Below are 15,562 nucleotides of genomic sequence, written 5' to 3'. Positions count from 1 at the left end.
CCGAACCTACCGGCGGGCCCCCAGGCTCACGCCGCCCAGGATGAGCGCCATGCAGAGGAGCTCGGCCGGGCCCGTCCGCTCACCGAGCAGCAGCAGGCCGAGGCCCGCGACGCACACCGGCTGGAGGTAGTAGACGACTCCCGCCCGGGCCGCCCCGATGAGCGAGACGGCCTTGTTCCAGGCGAAGAAGGCGACCGCGGAGGACATGACGCCGACGTACAGCAGCATGCCGCCGGTTTTGGAGGTGACCTCGAAGCCGCCCTGGACGGTGACGGACACGGCGTACGCGGGGGCCAGCATCAGCGCGCCGAGCACGAAGGTGGTGATCAGGAAGGCCGGTCCGCCGAGCTCGGCCGGCTTGCGCCTGAGCAGCGCGCTGTACGTGGCGAACGACAGGGCGGCGGCGAACATCCACAGGTCGCCGGCCCCGAAGTCGAAGCCGAGCGAGCCGTCCCCGACGAGCAGCAGCACACCGAACGCGGCGAGCAGCAGTCCGAAGGTGCGCCGGGCGCCGAGCCGTTCGCCGCCGAGGCGGGCGTACAGCGCCATGACGACCGGCGAGGCGGCCATGATCATGCCCATGTTGGAGGCGGAGGTGGTCAGTCCGGCCTGGTGCACGAGCGTGTTGTACAGGGCGACGCCGAACAGCGAGGCGAGGGCGATGAAGCCGAGGTGCCGGCGGATCAGCTCCCGCTGCTGCCAGGCCTGCCGGGCCGCGAAGGGGGCGACGGCGAGGGTGGCGATGATCCAGCGCCAGAACACGGCCTGGACGGGCGGGACGGAGTCGGCCATCCCCCGGGTGGCGACGAAGCTGCCGGACCAGACGACCGTGGCGACCAGGGCGAGGAGTACGCCGAGTCCGGCGGTCCCCTTCTTCACCTGGATGCCCGGCGTGTGCTGCGCAACGGTACGGACCCGGTCCATGACGGCCACGGTGTGTCTCCCCCTCGGGTGCTGGTCCGACGGTCTGTCCGTCCGACGTGGGTCTACCGTCGCACCGGGCCATCCGTCAGGTCCATCGAAATGTTTCGATCATTCTTTTCAGTAGAACTGAACGATTCCACGGGGGCCGGGGCGGCGGCGAACAGCTGGCCCGCGACGGTGGCGCCGAAGGCGATTCCCATGCCCACCAGTTGCACGGGCGACAGCGTCTGCCCGAGGGCCGCCCAGCCGATCACGGCCGCGCTGAGCGGGGAGAGCGGGCCGAGCAGGGTGACCGAGGTGGCGGTGAGCCTGCCGATGCCGCGGAACCAGAGCCAGTACGCGATACCGGTGTTGATCAGCATCATGTAGCCGTAGCCGAGGAGGGCGTTGCCGTCGAGCGCGGGCGGCGCCCCCTCGACCAGGGCCGCGACGGGGATGATGACCAGCCCGCCCGCGGTGAGCTGCCAGCCGGCCACGGCCAGCGGGCCGGCCCCGTCCGGACGCCCCCAGCGCTTGGTCATGACCGTGCCCGCGGCCATGGAGGCGGAGGAGACGACACCGGCGACGATGCCGACGAGGTCCAGCCGGGCCTCGGCGGTCAGGACGACCATGCTCACGCCGAACGCCCCCGCGACGGCGGCGAGGACGGTCCGCAGCCGCGCCCGCTCCCCCAGGACGAGGGCGGCGAGTCCTACGACGAACAGCGGGCCGGCGGAGCCGAGTACGGCCGCCACTCCGCCGGGCAGCCGGTACGCGGAGAGGAACAGCAGCGGGAAGAAGGCGCCGATGTTGAGCGTGCCGAGGACGGCGGACTTCCACCACCACTGCCCGCTCGGGAGTCTGCGGGACAGGGCCGTGAGCAGCAGCCCGGCGGGCAGGGCCCGCATCACCGCGGTGAACAGGGGCCGGTCGGGCGGGAGCAGTTCGGTGGTCACGGCGTAGGTCGAGCCCCAGGAGACCGGGGCGAGTGCGGTCACGGCGACGGTGGCGAAACGGTTCATGGCGGGTGACTCCTCGGGCGGGTGAGGAACTCGGGACGGAGGGGGCCGGACCACCGGCGGGCGGCTCAGGCAGCCGGGGCCTGCGCCGGGGCGGCCGGGGTCCGCGCGGCCACCACGGCCGGCGGCTCGGCGTACACGGCCTCGATCGGCAGCCGCCTCTCCAGCCGGACCAGCGCCAGGGCGGCGCCGGCCGCGGCGGCGGCGAGGACGGCCCAGGGCAGGCGGCCGTCGACGGAGAGCAGGGCGGTGAAGAGGGAGGGGGCCAGCGCGGTGGCCAGCGAGTAGGACAGCTGGTAGGTGGCGAGGTAGCGACCGCGTACGGCCGCCGGGGCGGCGGAGACGGACAGGGCCCCGCCGGACGGGCTGTGCACGAGCTCGCCCAGGGTGTAGACGACGACGATGGCCAGCAGGGCGACCAGGGTCGCGGTCTGCCCGGGGCGCAGCGTGCCGAGCACGATCTGCCCGACGAAGGCGGCGGCGAAGAGCAGTGCGCCCAGCGCGGCCGAGCGGGTGCGGCGGGCGCCCGAGCGGCGGACCCGGCTCGCGACGAGCACGCCGATCCCGGCGCACAGGGCGGTGTTGACGGTGAACGCGGCCCCGGTGAGGGAGTCGGGCCCGTGCAGCCAGGTGGCGATGTACAGCGGGAAGAGCACGGACAGGGCCGCGTAGCCCAGCGCGGTCAGGAAGTTGGCGGCGGTCAGCGCGAGGAAGGGCCGGTCGCGCAGGACCGTCCCGTATCCGGCGGCGGGCCGGCCGGCGGTGGCGTCCTGCCCGCCCTGCACCGGGCGGACCCGGCTCACGAGCAGTCCGGCGAGCGCGAACGCGAGCGCGTTGCCCCAGGCGGTGTACGTGAAGGCGGCCGTCCCCCACAGCGCCAGCACTCCGGAGACGACCAGGGCCCCGGCTCCCATCCCGGCGTTCTGCAGGGCCCGCAGGGAGGCCTGGAGCCGGTCCCGGGCGGCGCCACGGGCCACCTCCCCGATCAGGGACTGCTGGACGGCGGGGAAGGACCGGTCGGCCAGGGCGGTGACGAGCGCGACGGCGGCGAAGGCGGGCAGCGAGCCGGCGAACGGGTAGAGCGCGAAGCCGAGCGCCCGCAGTGCGTAGAGGACCAGGACGGTCCGCCGGGCGCCGAACCGGTCGACGGCCGAGCCGGCCAGCGGCATGAACGCCAGTCCGGCCAGGCCGGTGACGGTCATGACCACGCCGACGAGGGCGAAGGAGAGGCCGGTGACGTGGTGGAAGAAGACGAGCGAGAACGGGACGTACATGCCGATCCCGACCGCACTGACACCGACGCCGACGAGCAGGGACCGCTCCCCCGCCACCCTTGCTTCCTTGGCCATGGTCACGGCCCCTCCCCCAAGTAGGTTGCTAGGAAGTAGCTTACCTCTAAGCTACTTTCCGTCAAGCAACTTTCTTGCGAACGATCGGAGGAAGGCTGGATACTTCGCGCATGACCGAGGCCAACAAGGACGCCGTCGACGCGATCATCGACCAGTGGGCTGCCGTGCGCCCGGACCTGGAAACCGCACCCATGGCCCTCTTCGGCCGCATCTACCGGATCTCCCGGGCCATGGGTGACGCGATCGAGAAGGCCTACGCCCGCTACGGGATCTCGCGCGGCGAGTTCGACGTCATCGGCACGCTGCGCCGCTCCGGCGCCCCGTACACCCTCTCGCCGCGCCAGCTGTCGGCCACGCTCATGCTCACGACGGGGGGCATGACCGGGCGCCTGGACAAGCTGGAGAAGGCCGGCCTGCTCTGCCGCAAGCCCGATCCGCACGACCGGCGGGGGCTACAGGTGACGATCACCGACCGCGGGCTCGCCCTCGTCGACGAGGCCGTCGCCGCCGGGCTGGAGGTACAGCGCGCCGCGCTCACCGGGCTGGACGACGAGGAGGTCGCCGTCCTGACGGACCTGCTCCGCAAGCTGATGGCCGGCGTCTAGCGGTCATCGACAAGCGGCCGGCGGCGCCCGGAACGCACAACGGGGCGCCGGGGGTCCGCACCGACGCCGATACGGCATCGTCCTGCGGACCCCCGGCGCCCCGGAAGTCTCTGACGGGTACTGCCCCCGCGGGGTCAGCCCTGCGCCTGCGGCCTGTCCGACTTGTCGAGGACCATCACGAGGCCCGCGATGACCAGGAACAGCAGGATCGGCAGGCCGACGTACAGACCCAGGGTCTGGGCAACGCTCAGGCCCGTGCCCGGGTCGTCGCCGTCGTCATGGGTCACCGCGAGCGCGGGAGACGTCATCAGCAGCATCATCAGCGTCGATCCGGCCGTGACGGCGCCGGCGCGCAGAGCGTTCTTCTTGTCCACGGTGCAAACGTAGCGAACACCTAAACGAGGCGCGCGCCCGGGGGTGCCGTACGGGCACGCGCCCCCTCCCGCACCGCGCCCAGCAGGGCGTTCGCCCGGGGCGAGGCGGCCAGCGCCTCCAGGGTCAGCGGCCGTCCCGCGGCGTCCGCGACCGGCAGCCGCCAATTGGGGTACTGGTCCCAGGTTCCCGGCAGGTTCTGCGGCCGCCGGTCCCCGACCGCGTCCGGCAGCCATACGCCGACCAGCCGGGCGGGGGTGCGCAGCAGGAAGCCGTACAGGGCCCGTACGGCGGCCTCCTCCCCCTTGGTGTCCAGGCCGAGCCCCTCCAGCACGTCCAGCCACCGGGCGGTGTCCTCGGCGTCCTGGGCCCGCTCCTCCTCCACCGGCCGGGTCAGCAGGCCGAGCCGGTCGCGCAGTTCCACGTGACCGCCGGCCAGCTTGGCGGCGGTGGGCGGCAGGTCATGGGTGGTGGCGGTGGCCAGGCAGTCGGCCCGCCAGGCCTCGGGGGCGAGCGGCTGCCCGTCGCCCGCCCAGTCCCGTTCGAACCAGAGCACGGAGGTGCCGAGCACCCCGCGCCGGGCCAGCGCCCGGCGGACCCGCGGCTCCACCGTCCCGAGGTCCTCGCCGATGACCAGGGCCCCGGCCCGGTGGGCCTCGAGCACCAGGACCGCGAGCATGGCCTCGCCGTCGTACGAGACGTACGCGCCGTCGGCGGGCGGGGCGCCCTCCGGGATCCACCAGAGCCGGAACAGGCCCATGACGTGGTCGATGCGCAGGGCGCCGGCGTAGCGGAACACCCCGCGCAGCAGGGCCCGGAAGGGCGCGTACCCGGTGGCCTCCAGCCGGTCGGGCCGCCACGGCGGCAGCCCCCAGTCCTGGCCGCGGGCGTTGAAGGCGTCCGGCGGGGCGCCGACGCACACGCCGTTCGCGTACAGGGGCGGGCCGGCGGTGTCCGAGCCCTTCGGGTGCACCCCGACGGCCAGGTCGTGCACGATGCCGACCGCCATCCCGGCCTCGCGGGCCGCGCTCTGGGCCGCGGCGAGCTGGGTGACCGTCAGCCACACCAGCCAGCGGTGGAAGTCGGTCCCGCTTCTCGGATCGTCGCCGGCATGGTCGGCGCACCAGGCCGCGTGCCGGTCCAGCGCCTCGCCCTGCTCGGCACGGAACTCCCGGTAGGCGGCCTCCCGTTCGGGCGTGCGGGGGACCGCGTACAGCAGTTCCAGGGCGGCGCGCTTGAGGGCCCAGACGGCGTCCCGGTCGATCAGCGCCCCCTTCTCCAGTACCGCGCGGCGCAGCTCCCCGCCCCGGGCGGCGAGTTCGGCGAGGGCATCGGCGTCGGGGCAGTCGCCGTACTCGGGGACGTCCTCGATCCGCAGGTGCACCGGGTCGGGGAAGCGGCGTGTGGAGGGCCGGTACGGGGAGGGGTCGGTCGGGATCCCGGGCACGGCCGCGTGCAGCGGGTTGACCTGGATGAACCCGACTCCGTGGGTGCGGCCCGCCCAGCGGGCGAGCGCGGCCAGGTCGCCGAGGTCGCCCATGCCCCAGGAGCGCTCGGAGAGCAGCGAGTACAGCTGGACGAGCAGCCCGTGGGCCCGCTCGGGCGCGGCCGGGGCCCGCTCCGGGGCCACGATCAGGGTGGCGGCGCCGGTGCGGCCGTCGGGGGTCTCGGCGGCGAGCCGGTGGACGCCGAGCGGCAGTCCGGGGCCCCACGCGAGCTCCTCCCCCGTCTCCTCGGCGGCCACCCGTACCCGGGTGCCCGGCGGCAGCCCGGCGGGCTCCGGCGGCACGGGTTCCCCCCGCCAGAGCACCACCGTCCGCGGCAGCAGCCGCCCGGCCGCCTCCCGTACGGCGTCCTCGGCGCTCACCCGGACGTCCTCGGCGTCGTCGGCAACGACCCCCAGCAGCCCGAGGAGCGCCTTGACGGTGGCCTCCGGGACCGGGACGGTGACGTCCTCGGCGGGCTGGTAGGTGGTGGCGATGCCGTGCAGGGAGGCGAGCCGGGCGAGGTCGTCCATGTGAATACCTGTGTCCCTGTGTCTAGTCGCCTGCGGCAGCGGCCGCGGCGGATGGGGTCGGCTCGCTCGTCAGCGGGGCCTCGTCGGTGAGCGGGGGCTCGCTGGTCAGCGGCGCGTGGGCGGCACCGGCGAGCGGGGGCTCGCTGGTGAGGGGTCCTTCGGCGGGCCCGGCCTGCGCGGGCAGGTGGGCGAGCAGCGGGGCGTGCCGCGGTGCGGCGGCGGTGTGCGGGGTGCCGGTTGCGGTGTCCACGGGCGGTGGCTCCTTTGTCCGTACGAGGTGTGAGGGTGGGTCAGGGGCCATGGAACACCGCCGGGAACATCGCAGCCATACCCCGCGGGCACCGCCGCAATTCCTGCGTATCCAGGTCAGAACGCCCGCCCGCATTGACACTCCGGCCGCACGGGTGGTGGGCTCGGGGTCATTCGTACGGGCGGGTGACGACTCGGGACGGGGAGGCTCCGTGCAGCTCAGGGGCAGGAAGCGGGCGACGGCGGCGGCGGTGGCGGTCATCGGGACGCTGCTGGGCGGCGGGGTGTTCGCCGGTCCGCCCGCCGCGTTCGCGGCGCCGAGCGCACCGGCCCTCCCGGGACCGGATCCCGCTGCCGGACCTGCCGCCGGGACTGCGCCCGGACATGCGAACGGACCTGCTGCCGGGCCTGCCGCCGGGCCGGGCGCCGATCCCGCGACGGGGCTCGCACCTGGGCCGGCGTTCGACCCGGGCTCCGACGCTCCGCGAGCGGCCGCCGAGGGGCCGGCCGTGTGGCCGCGGCCGCAGTCGATGACCGCCGACGCGGCGCGCGAGGTCCCGCTGGGCACCGAGGCCGTGCTGGTGGCGGCGCCGGACGCCGATCCGTACGCGGTCGGGCTGGTCCGCACCGCCCTGCGCGCGGCGGGCGTACGGACCCTGCACGAACCGGCCCCCGGGGCCCCGCTGCCCGAACGGGGCACCGTCGTACGGCTGCAGGGCCCCGACGCGCAGGAGGCCCTGCGGGTGCTGGGCGCGGCCGGGGCTGCGGAACTGCCGAACGGGGGCTACCGGCTGGCCGTCGGCAAGGCCGCGGGCCGGGACACGGTCGCGCTGGCCGGCGTGGGTGAGGACGGGCTGTTCCACGCGGCGCAGACGCTGCGCCAGCTGCTGGCCCCGGCCGGAGCGGGCGGCGGGAAGGTGCCCGGGGTGGTGGTGCGGGACTGGCCGACCGCGCCCGTACGCGGTATCACCGAGGGGTTCTACGGGCAGCCGTGGACGCAGGACCAGCGGCTCGCACAGCTGGACTTCATGGGCCGGACCAAGCAGAACCGGCTGCTGCTCGCGCCCGGCGACGACCCGTACCGTACGACCGGCTGGCGCGAGGACTACCCGGCGGCGCAGCAGGCCGAGTTCCGGGCGCTGGCCGATCGGGCCCGCGCCAACCGGGTGGTGCTGGCCTGGGCGGTGGCCCCCGGGCAGTCGATGTGCCTGGCCTCGGCGGCCGACCGGGCGGCGCTGGTGCGCAAGCTGGACGCGATGTGGGACCTGGGCTTCCGGGCGTTCCAGGTGCAGTTCCAGGACGTGAGCTACACCGAGTGGGGCTGCCGGGCGGACCGCGTGCGGTACGGGACGGGCCCGGCGGCGGCCGCGAAGGCGCACGCGGAGGTCGCGGGCGAGCTGGCGGCGCACCTGGCCGCGCGGCATCCGGGCGCTGCGCCGCTGTCGCTGATGCCGACGGAGTACCACCAGAAGGGCGCGACCGCGTACCGGACCGCCCTGGCGAGCCGGCTCGACGGGCGGGTGGAGGTCGCCTGGACGGGCGTGGGCGTGGTGCCGCGCGCGATCACCGGGAAGGAACTCGAGGGGGCGCGCAGCGCCTTCGGGCAGCACCCGCTCGTCACCATGGACAACTACCCGGTCAACGACTGGGACCCGGGCCGGGTCTTCCTCGGCCCGTACACGGGCCGGGAGCCGGCGGTGGCGGGCGGCTCGGCGGCCCTCCTGGCCAATGCGATGCAGCAGGGCACCCTGGCGCGGATCCCGCTGTTCACGGCTGCCGACTTCGCGTGGAACGCGAACGGCTACCGGCCGGGCGAGTCCTGGGCGGCGGCGGTCTCCGACCTGGCCGGGCCGGACCAGGCGGCCCGCCGGTCCCTGGCCGCGCTGGCCGGGAACACGGCCTCCTCGGGCCTCGGCCACCAGGAGTCGGCGTACCTGCGCCCGCTGGTGGACGAGTTCTGGCGCAGCCGCGGCTCGGGCGACCCTGCTGCGGGCGACCGGCTGCGGGCGGCGTTCACGGCCCTGCGGGAGGCGCCTGCGCGGCTGCCGGGGCTGTCGGCCGAGGCCGGGCCGTGGCTGGCGCGGCTGTCGGCGTACGGAACGGCGGGCGAGCTGGCGGTGGATCTCCTGCGGGCCCAGTCCCGCGGGGACGGCGCGGCGGCGTGGAAGGCCTCGCAGGAGCTGTCGGCGGCCCGCAAGGCGCTGGCCGAGCCGGGCACCGCCCGGCTGGACCAGACCGTACTGGACCCCTTCCTCGCACAGGCGGTGGCCGAGGCGGACGCGTGGACGGGAGCGGCCCGCACGCCGGGCACGGTGTCCCGGGAGCCGGACTCGTACACGGTCCGGCTGGACACGGTGCGGCCGGTGTCGGTGGTGACCGTGATGACGGACCCGCTGCCGCCGGGGGTCCGGGGCGCGGCGGTGGAGGCGCACGTGCCGGGCGAGGGCTGGCGCAAGGTCGCGGAGGCCTCGGCGTCGGGCTGGACACAGGCGGACGTCGGCGGCCTGGGCGCGGACGCGGTGCGGCTGTCGTGGGCGGGGCCGGCTCCGGCGGTGCACCAGGTGGTGCCGTGGCTGGCGGACGGGCCGTCGGCCTCGTTCGAGCTGCCGGAGGCCGTGGACGTGGAGATCGGCGGGGCCGCGCAGGTGGTGCCGGCGCAGCTGTCGGCACTGAGCGCCGGCGGGGCCCGGGGCCCGCTCTCGGCGGCGGCGCCGCAGGGCGTCGAGGTGAAACTCCCCGCGGAGGCCGCTGCTCCGCGCGGTACGCGGGTCACGGTCCCGGTGTCGGTGACGGTCCCGGCGGGCACCGCTGCGGGCAGCTACCTCGTGCCGGTCACGTTCGCGGGGCAGACCCGGACGCTGACGGTGCGGGCCGTCCCGCGTACGGGCGGGCCGGACCTGTTCCGTTCGGCGCGGGCCTCGTCGTCGGGGGACGAGACCCCGGCGTTCCCGGCCTCGGCGGCGGTGGACGGCTCCCCGACCACGCGCTGGTCGTCCAAGCCGGTCGACGGCGCGTGGTGGCAGGGGGAGCTCCCGGCGGCGGCCCGGGTCGGCAGGCTGGTCCTGCACTGGCAGGAGGCGTACCCGTCGGCGTACCGGGTGGAGACCTCCCCGGACGGCGTCACGTGGCACCCGGCGGCGACGGTCCCGGCGTCCCGCGGCGGCCTGGAGACGGTCCGCCTGGACGCGCCGGCCCCGGCCCGCTTCGTCCGCGTCACCTGCGAGAAGCGCGCAACCCGCTTCGGCTGCAGCCTCTTCGCGGCGGAGGCCTACGCGGTCACGCCGTAAAGAGGCCCGGCCCGGGGGCCGGGCCCCCGGGCCGGGGCGGTCAGGAGGCTGCGGCGCCGATGCGGTCCAGGGCGTCCTCCGCGCCGTACGGCTGGAGGTACGGCATCCAGCGCGGATCCCGGTGGCCCGTGCCGATGATCCGCCAGGCCAGCCCCGACGGCGGAGCCGGCTGGTGCCGCAGCCGCCAGCCCAGCTCCAGCAGGTGCCGGTCCGCCTTGACGTGGTTGCACCGCCGGCATGCGGCGACCACGTTGTCCCACACGTGCTGCCCACCCCGGCTGCGCGGGATCACGTGATCGACACTGGTGGCGACCCCGCCGCAGTACATGCAGCGGCCGCCGTCGCGGGCGAACAGCGCGCGGCGGGTGAGAGGAACGGGCCCCCGGTAGGGGACCCGCACGAAACGCTTGAGCCGGACCACGCTGGGCGCGGGGACGACTCTGGTCGCGCTGTGCAGAAAGGCGCCGGATTCCTCCAGGGAGACAGCTTTGTTCTCCAGGACGAGGACGAGCGCGCGGCGGAGCGGTACGACGCCGAGCGGCTCGTACGACGCATTGAGGACCAGGACGTGCGGCACGGACTGCCTCCTTGTACGCCGGCGGCGCGTGGCTCGCGCCGGGACGATCTGCTCTCCAGTCTCTCCTTACGGCTGGTCGAAGCGCCACCACGCGCCCGTAACGGGTCCGAGGTGTTTTCAACCACACCCGCTTCATCCCCAGGTGAGTCCGGTCTCTCCCTCGAACACTGCAACGGGGTCACCCGAATGCCCCGTTAGTGTGGATGGCCTGCCCCCTACACCCCTTCCGCGGGCAGACCGCTACACCTGGAGGTTCCCGTCGTGCCCTGGCCTGCCGCCCTGCTGCCCCTGGCAGCCGACACCCCGGATCCGGCCGCTTCGGTCAAGGAAGCCCATGAAAGCGTCACGAACGCCGCCAGCTTCATAGAGGCGAACTGGGCCGGATGGCTGTACCTCGGCCTGAAGATCCTGCTGATCCTGGTGATCGCCGCAGCCCTGCGCTCGCTGGTCCGCAAGTCGCTGACCAAGCTGATAACGCGGATGAACCGGGGAGCCGAGGCCGTTGAGGGCATGGCACTCGGCGGGCTCCTCGTCAACGCGGAGCGCCGGCGCCAGCGCTCCGAGGCGATCGGTTCCGTCCTGCGTTCGGTGGCCTCGTTCCTGATCCTGGGCACGGCCGGGCTGATGGTGCTCGGCGCCCTGGGCATCAACCTCGGCCCGCTGCTCGCGAGTGCCGGTGTGGCCGGTGTGGCGATCGGCTTCGGTGCGCGCAACCTGGTGACGGACTTCCTGTCCGGCGTGTTCATGATCCTGGAGGACCAGTACGGCGTCGGCGACAAGATCGACGCGGGGGTGGCCTCCGGCGAGGTCGTCGAGGTCGGTCTGCGCGTCACCAAGCTGCGCGGGGACAACGGCGAGATCTGGTACGTCCGCAACGGCGAGATCAAGCGGATCGGCAACCTCAGCCAGGGCTGGGCGACCGCGGGCGTGGCCGTCCAGGTCAAGCCGTCGGAGAGCCTGACCCGCGTCCGCGAGGTGGTCAAGCACGTCGCGGACGGCATGGCCAAGGAGTCCCCGTGGGACGAGCGCCTGTGGGGCCCGGTGGAGGTGCTGGGCCTGGACGAGGTGCTGCTGGCGTCGATGACGGTGAAGATCTCCGCGAAGACGATGCCGGGCCAGCAGTTCGCCGTGGAGCGCGAGCTGCGCTGGCGGATCAAGGAGGCCTTCGACGACGCCGGCATCCGGATCATCGGCGGTCTGCCGGCCGGCGACGGCGAGGAGGACGAGGCCCCGGCCGACCCGTCGGCCGCCGTGGCGCCCCCGTCGGCGCTCGCGAACCCGACCTCCCCGCAGTCCCTGGCCACCGCCCCGATCCCGGCACCTGCCTCCGGCACGCCCCGGATCAGCAAGTAGCCCTTCGCCCCTCCTCCCTTCCACCTCCCGCACCACACCGCTGCCCCCGCAGGTTCATTTCTGCGGGGGCAGCGGCATTGACACAGCTCAAACACCGATAGGAAACTTACCTAACAGTTCCTGACCACGGCGTGAGCCGACGACGGAGAGAGTGCTCATGACCGGCACCACCCCCGGAACGCCCAGCCTGCTGCGCGCCATGAACGACCGCGCGGCGCTGGACCTGCTGCTGGAGCACGGGCCCCTGTCCCGGACCCGGATCGGCCGGCTCACCGGCCTCTCCAAGCCCACCGCCTCCCAGCTGCTGGCCCGCCTCGAAGCCGCCGGGCTGGTCGTGGCCACCGGCACCGCCGGCGGCCGCCCCGGACCCAACGCCCAGCTGTACGGGGTCAACCCGCGCGCCGCCCACGTCGCCGGACTGGACGTCACCCCGGGCGGCATCGTCGCGGCCGTCGTCGATCTCACCGGCGAGGTGGTCGGCAGCCACGAGCTCCCGTACGCCGAGGGCACCGGGGCCGTCGACCGGGTCACCCGCGCCCTCGGCGGGGCCGTCAAGGACGCCGGGCTCGTGCGCTCCGACATCCACCGCGTCGTCATCGCCACCCCGGGGTCCTTCGACCCGCGCACCGGGGCGCTGCGCTACGCCGAGCACCTCCCCGGCTGGCACTCCCCCACCCTCCTCGAGGAGCTGGCGGCGGCCCTGCCGATGCCGGTCGGGTACGAGAACGACGTGAACCTCGCCGCGGTCGCCGAGCAGCGCCTCGGCGCGGCCCGCGGCCACGGGGACTTCGTCCTGCTGTGGAACGAGGAGGGTCTCGGCGCCGCCCTGGTGCTCGGCGGCCGACTGCACCGCGGCTGGACCGGCGGCGCGGGCGAGGTCGGGTTCCTGCCCGTCCCGGGCCACCCCCTGGTCCGCCAGGTCACCCGGGTCAACTCCGGCGGCTACCAGGCGCTGGCCGGCGTGGAGGTGCTGCCCGGGATGGCGGCTGCACTGGGCATCGGGATGCCGCCCGGGGCCGAGGCGCAGACGCCGGTCGGCGCGGCGGCCGCGCTGCTGGCGCGGGCCGCCGCGGATCCCGAGGGGGCGAACCTGGGGCTCCTGCAGCAGTACGCCACCGCGCTGGCCACCGGTCTCGCCGCGCTGGTCGCCGTACTGGACCCCGAGATCGTGGTCCTCTCCGGCGCGGTGACCGCCGCCGGCGGGGACGTGCTGCGCGAGCTCGTCGAGGCCGAGCTCGCCGATCTCGCCCCCTCCCGGCCCCGCCTGGTGTCGGGCACGGTGCGCGAGCGGCCCGTACTGCGCGGCGCACTGGAGAGCGCCCTCGCCGCCACCCGCGACGAGGTCTTCGACACCTCGCGCCGCTGACCGGCCCTGCCCGGCGCGCTCCCCCGTACGTACGACCAGCACCTCCGGCCCCATCGGCTCCCCCGGCACCACCCGCGTCACCGAAGCCCGTCGTCGCGTCCCCTGGCACGTCCCCGGAAGTTCCTCCTGCAGAGAGCGAGCACCGCCATGCCCAGAAACAGCCGTCTGACCGCCGTGGCCACCGCCGTCGCCGCGATATCCGTCCTGGCCTCCGCGTGTACGGGCCAGAGCGGCAACGCGGCCGCCGACGACCCGGACAAGGAGGTCACGCTCAACTTCTGGCACGGCTGGTCCGCGCCGAGCGAGGCCAAGGCGATCGAGGAGAACATCGCCCGGTTCGAGAAGGCGCACCCGAACATCAAGGTCAAGGTCACGGGCAACATGACCGACGACAAGATCAACCAGGCGCTCCGGGCCGGCGGGGACAAGGCCCCCGACGTGGTCTCCTCCTTCACCACCGACAGCGTCGGCAAGTTCTGCAACTCCGGCGCCTTCGCCGACCTGAACCCCTTCCTCCGCAAGTCGGGCGTCGACAAGGCGAAGGTCTTCCCCAAGACCCTGCTGGAGTACACCCAGTTCAACGGCAACCAGTGCACGCTGCCGCTGCTGAACGACGCGTACGGCCTCGTCTACAACAAGGACGCCTTCAAGGCCGCGGGCATCACCGAACCCCCGAAGACCTGGAGCCAGTTCACCGAGGTCGCACAGAAGCTCACCAAGTCCAGCGGGGACTCGTACGACCAGCTCGGCATCATGCCGACCTACCACGGTTACGAGACCACCCCCATGCGCCTGGCCGCGCAGTGGAGCCCGCAGTACTTCGGCGCCGACGGGAAGTCCGGCCTGGCCAAGGACCCCGGCTTCGCGAGCATGCTGAACGCGCAGAAGGACCTGGTGGCCAAGCTCGGCGGCTACGAGAAGCTCGAGAAGTTCCGCAGCACCTTCGGCGACGAGTGGAGCGCAGAGCACCCCTTCCACAAGGGCCAGGTCGCCATGCAGATAGACGGCGAGTGGCGGGCCGCGATGGCCAAGGAGGCCGGGGTCACGTTCGAGATCGGGACCGCGCCGCTGCCGGTTCCGGACGACCAGGCCGCCGACTACGGCAAGGGATACCTCTCCGGCACGATCATGGGCATCGCCTCGGGCAGCAGGAAGCAGAACGCCTCCTGGGAGCTGGTGAAGTACATGACCACCGACACCGAGGCGGTCGTGGCGTTCGCCAACGCCATCCACAACGTCCCCTCCACCCTGGCCGCCCTGGAGTCGCCGAACCTCCAGGTCACCCCGGAGTTCAAGACCTTCCTCGACATCGCCCGGCACCCGAGGTCGAACACCACCCCGGCCCAGGCCGACGGCGGCACCTACCAGCTGACCTTCCAGGACCTCGCGTACGCGGTCGAGAAGGGCGACGTCGCCGACATCCCGGCCGGCCTCGCCAAGACCGACCAGCAGATCGACACGGACATCGCGAAGGCGAAGTAGCCCCCGATGACCGCCGCGCTGCCGACCACAGGCACCCTCCCCACCGCACCCGCCCTGCGGGCGAAGCGCCGGCGCTCCGCCCTGCGGACCGCGGCCTTCATGTCGCCCTGGCTGATCGGGTTCGCCGTCTTCTTCGCGTACCCGCTCGTCTCCACCGTGTACTTCTCCTTCACGAAGTACGACGGCTTCCGCCCTCCCGTCTTCAACGGCCTGGACAACTGGACGTACGTCTTCTCGGACTATCCGCTGTTCTGGCCGGCCATGCGCAACACCCTGTGGCTGGTCGTGGTGATGGTCCTCGGCCGGGTCGTATTCGGCCTCGGCATCGGCCTGCTCATCACGAGGATCAAGACGGGGGCAGGGCTCTTCCGGACCCTGTTCTACCTGCCCTACCTGGCCCCGCCGGTGGCGGCGACGCTGGCCTTCGTCTTCCTGCTCAACCCCGGCACCGGCCCGGTCAACACCCTGCTGGAGGGGGCCGGCCTGCCCGCCCCCGGCTGGTTCACCGACGCCGACTGGTCCAAGCCCGCGCTGACCCTCCTCGCCCTGTGGGGGATCGGCGATCTGATGGTCATCTTCATGGCCGCGCTGCTCGACGTACCGAAGGAGCAGTACGAGGCCGCCGAGCTGGACGGGGCCGGCCCCTGGCAGCGGTTCCGGCACATCACCCTGCCGAACATCTCGCCGATCATCCTGTTCGCGGTGGTCACCGGGGTCATCCAGGCCATGCAGTCCTACACGCAGCCCCTGGTGGCGGGGAAGGTCGCCGCGGGCGTCATCGGGGGCTCGGGCCAGCAGTTCGAGCCGGGCTACCCCGACAAGTCCACGCTGACCCTCCCCCAGGTCGTCTACAACGTCGGTTTCCAGCGCTTCGACTACGGCACCGCGTGTGTCGTCGCGCTGGTCCTCTTCGCCCTCTCCATGGCCTTCACCGCACTCCTGATGCGCCGCCGTGGCGGGCTGATCGGAGCGGGTGACTGAGC

General features: G+C 73.8%; 13 protein-coding genes. 6 read left to right on the top strand and 7 right to left on the bottom strand.

Annotated elements, in window-relative coordinates:
* Positions 1-6: 6 nt before the first annotated feature.
* From AB5J51_RS25755 to AB5J51_RS25745, 3 genes are all read right to left on the bottom strand, one after another.
* The gene (locus tag AB5J51_RS25755; RefSeq protein WP_369780317.1) at positions 7-924 is read right to left on the bottom strand and encodes a DMT family transporter; all 918 of its coding nucleotides are present in this window, start codon (positions 922-924) and stop codon (positions 7-9) included.
* Positions 925-986: 62 nt separating this feature from the next.
* Positions 987-1,925: an EamA family transporter gene (locus AB5J51_RS25750; protein ID WP_053786867.1), complete on the bottom strand. Its 939-nt coding sequence runs from the start codon at positions 1,923-1,925 to the stop codon at positions 987-989.
* A 65-nt stretch (positions 1,926-1,990) separates the two neighbouring features.
* Positions 1,991-3,271, bottom strand: a complete 1,281-nt coding sequence (locus tag AB5J51_RS25745) for an MFS transporter (RefSeq protein WP_136224884.1) — start codon at positions 3,269-3,271, stop codon at positions 1,991-1,993.
* Between the two features lie 110 nt (positions 3,272-3,381).
* Between AB5J51_RS25745 and AB5J51_RS25740 the strand changes: the two genes are divergently transcribed.
* Positions 3,382-3,876: a MarR family winged helix-turn-helix transcriptional regulator gene (locus AB5J51_RS25740; protein WP_369778746.1), complete on the top strand. Its 495-nt coding sequence runs from the start codon at positions 3,382-3,384 to the stop codon at positions 3,874-3,876.
* A gap of 134 nt (positions 3,877-4,010) precedes the next feature.
* Here AB5J51_RS25740 and AB5J51_RS25735 read toward each other — a convergent pair whose 3' ends face one another.
* From AB5J51_RS25735 to AB5J51_RS25725, 3 genes are read right to left on the bottom strand one after another with little or no spacing between them, the layout of a single operon-like run.
* Positions 4,011-4,250 carry a hypothetical protein gene (locus AB5J51_RS25735; RefSeq protein WP_053785610.1) on the bottom strand — a complete coding sequence of 80 codons (240 nt, stop codon included), beginning with the start codon at positions 4,248-4,250 and terminating at the stop codon, positions 4,011-4,013.
* Between the two features lie 20 nt (positions 4,251-4,270).
* The gene (locus AB5J51_RS25730) at positions 4,271-6,265 is read right to left on the bottom strand and encodes a 4-alpha-glucanotransferase (protein WP_369778745.1); all 1,995 of its coding nucleotides are present in this window, start codon (positions 6,263-6,265) and stop codon (positions 4,271-4,273) included.
* Between the two features lie 22 nt (positions 6,266-6,287).
* A complete protein-coding gene (locus tag AB5J51_RS25725; RefSeq protein WP_053785608.1) occupies positions 6,288-6,515 on the bottom strand; it encodes a hypothetical protein in 228 nt (75 codons plus the stop codon).
* A gap of 211 nt (positions 6,516-6,726) precedes the next feature.
* Here AB5J51_RS25725 and AB5J51_RS25720 point away from each other — a divergent pair, with 211 nt between their 5' ends.
* The gene (locus AB5J51_RS25720; RefSeq protein WP_369778744.1) at positions 6,727-9,801 is read left to right on the top strand and encodes a beta-N-acetylglucosaminidase domain-containing protein; all 3,075 of its coding nucleotides are present in this window, start codon (positions 6,727-6,729) and stop codon (positions 9,799-9,801) included.
* Between the two features lie 40 nt (positions 9,802-9,841).
* Here the strand turns inward: AB5J51_RS25720 and AB5J51_RS25715 are convergent, their stop codons facing one another.
* A complete protein-coding gene (locus tag AB5J51_RS25715) occupies positions 9,842-10,378 on the bottom strand; it encodes an HNH endonuclease (RefSeq protein ID WP_030297339.1) in 537 nt (178 codons plus the stop codon).
* A 261-nt stretch (positions 10,379-10,639) separates the two neighbouring features.
* Between AB5J51_RS25715 and AB5J51_RS25710 the strand changes: the two genes are divergently transcribed.
* From AB5J51_RS25710 to AB5J51_RS25695, 4 genes are all read left to right on the top strand, one after another.
* A complete protein-coding gene (locus AB5J51_RS25710; RefSeq protein WP_199827989.1) occupies positions 10,640-11,731 on the top strand; it encodes a mechanosensitive ion channel family protein in 1,092 nt (363 codons plus the stop codon).
* Between the two features lie 157 nt (positions 11,732-11,888).
* Entirely contained in the window at positions 11,889-13,097 is a 1,209-nt protein-coding gene (locus AB5J51_RS25705) for an ROK family transcriptional regulator (RefSeq protein WP_369778743.1), read from the top strand.
* Positions 13,098-13,244: 147 nt separating this feature from the next.
* Positions 13,245-14,579, top strand: a complete 1,335-nt coding sequence (locus tag AB5J51_RS25700) for an ABC transporter substrate-binding protein (protein ID WP_053785605.1) — start codon at positions 13,245-13,247, stop codon at positions 14,577-14,579.
* A 6-nt stretch (positions 14,580-14,585) separates the two neighbouring features.
* Complete coding sequence (locus AB5J51_RS25695) at positions 14,586-15,560, top strand: carbohydrate ABC transporter permease (RefSeq protein WP_136227227.1); 975 nt, start codon at positions 14,586-14,588, stop codon at positions 15,558-15,560.
* Positions 15,561-15,562 lie beyond the last annotated feature (2 nt).

Origin of the sequence: Streptomyces sp. R33 (genome assembly GCF_041200175.1) — a bacterium.
Lineage (GTDB): Bacteria > Actinomycetota > Actinomycetes > Streptomycetales > Streptomycetaceae > Streptomyces > Streptomyces katrae_B.
This window is presented reverse-complemented; position numbering and strand designations above follow the sequence as displayed.

Coding starts and splice junctions, on each gene's coding strand:
- AB5J51_RS25755 (WP_369780317.1), bottom strand. CDS start 924: ATGGACCGGGTCCGTACCGTTGCGCAGCACACGCCGGGCATCCAGGTG.
- AB5J51_RS25750 (WP_053786867.1), bottom strand. CDS start 1,925: ATGAACCGTTTCGCCACCGTCGCCGTGACCGCACTCGCCCCGGTCTCC.
- AB5J51_RS25745 (WP_136224884.1), bottom strand. CDS start 3,271: ATGGCCAAGGAAGCAAGGGTGGCGGGGGAGCGGTCCCTGCTCGTCGGC.
- AB5J51_RS25740 (WP_369778746.1), top strand. CDS start 3,382: ATGACCGAGGCCAACAAGGACGCCGTCGACGCGATCATCGACCAGTGG.
- AB5J51_RS25730 (WP_369778745.1), bottom strand. CDS start 6,265: ATGGACGACCTCGCCCGGCTCGCCTCCCTGCACGGCATCGCCACCACC.
- AB5J51_RS25705 (WP_369778743.1), top strand. CDS start 11,889: ATGACCGGCACCACCCCCGGAACGCCCAGCCTGCTGCGCGCCATGAAC.
- AB5J51_RS25700 (WP_053785605.1), top strand. CDS start 13,245: ATGCCCAGAAACAGCCGTCTGACCGCCGTGGCCACCGCCGTCGCCGCG.
- AB5J51_RS25695 (WP_136227227.1), top strand. CDS start 14,586: ATGACCGCCGCGCTGCCGACCACAGGCACCCTCCCCACCGCACCCGCC.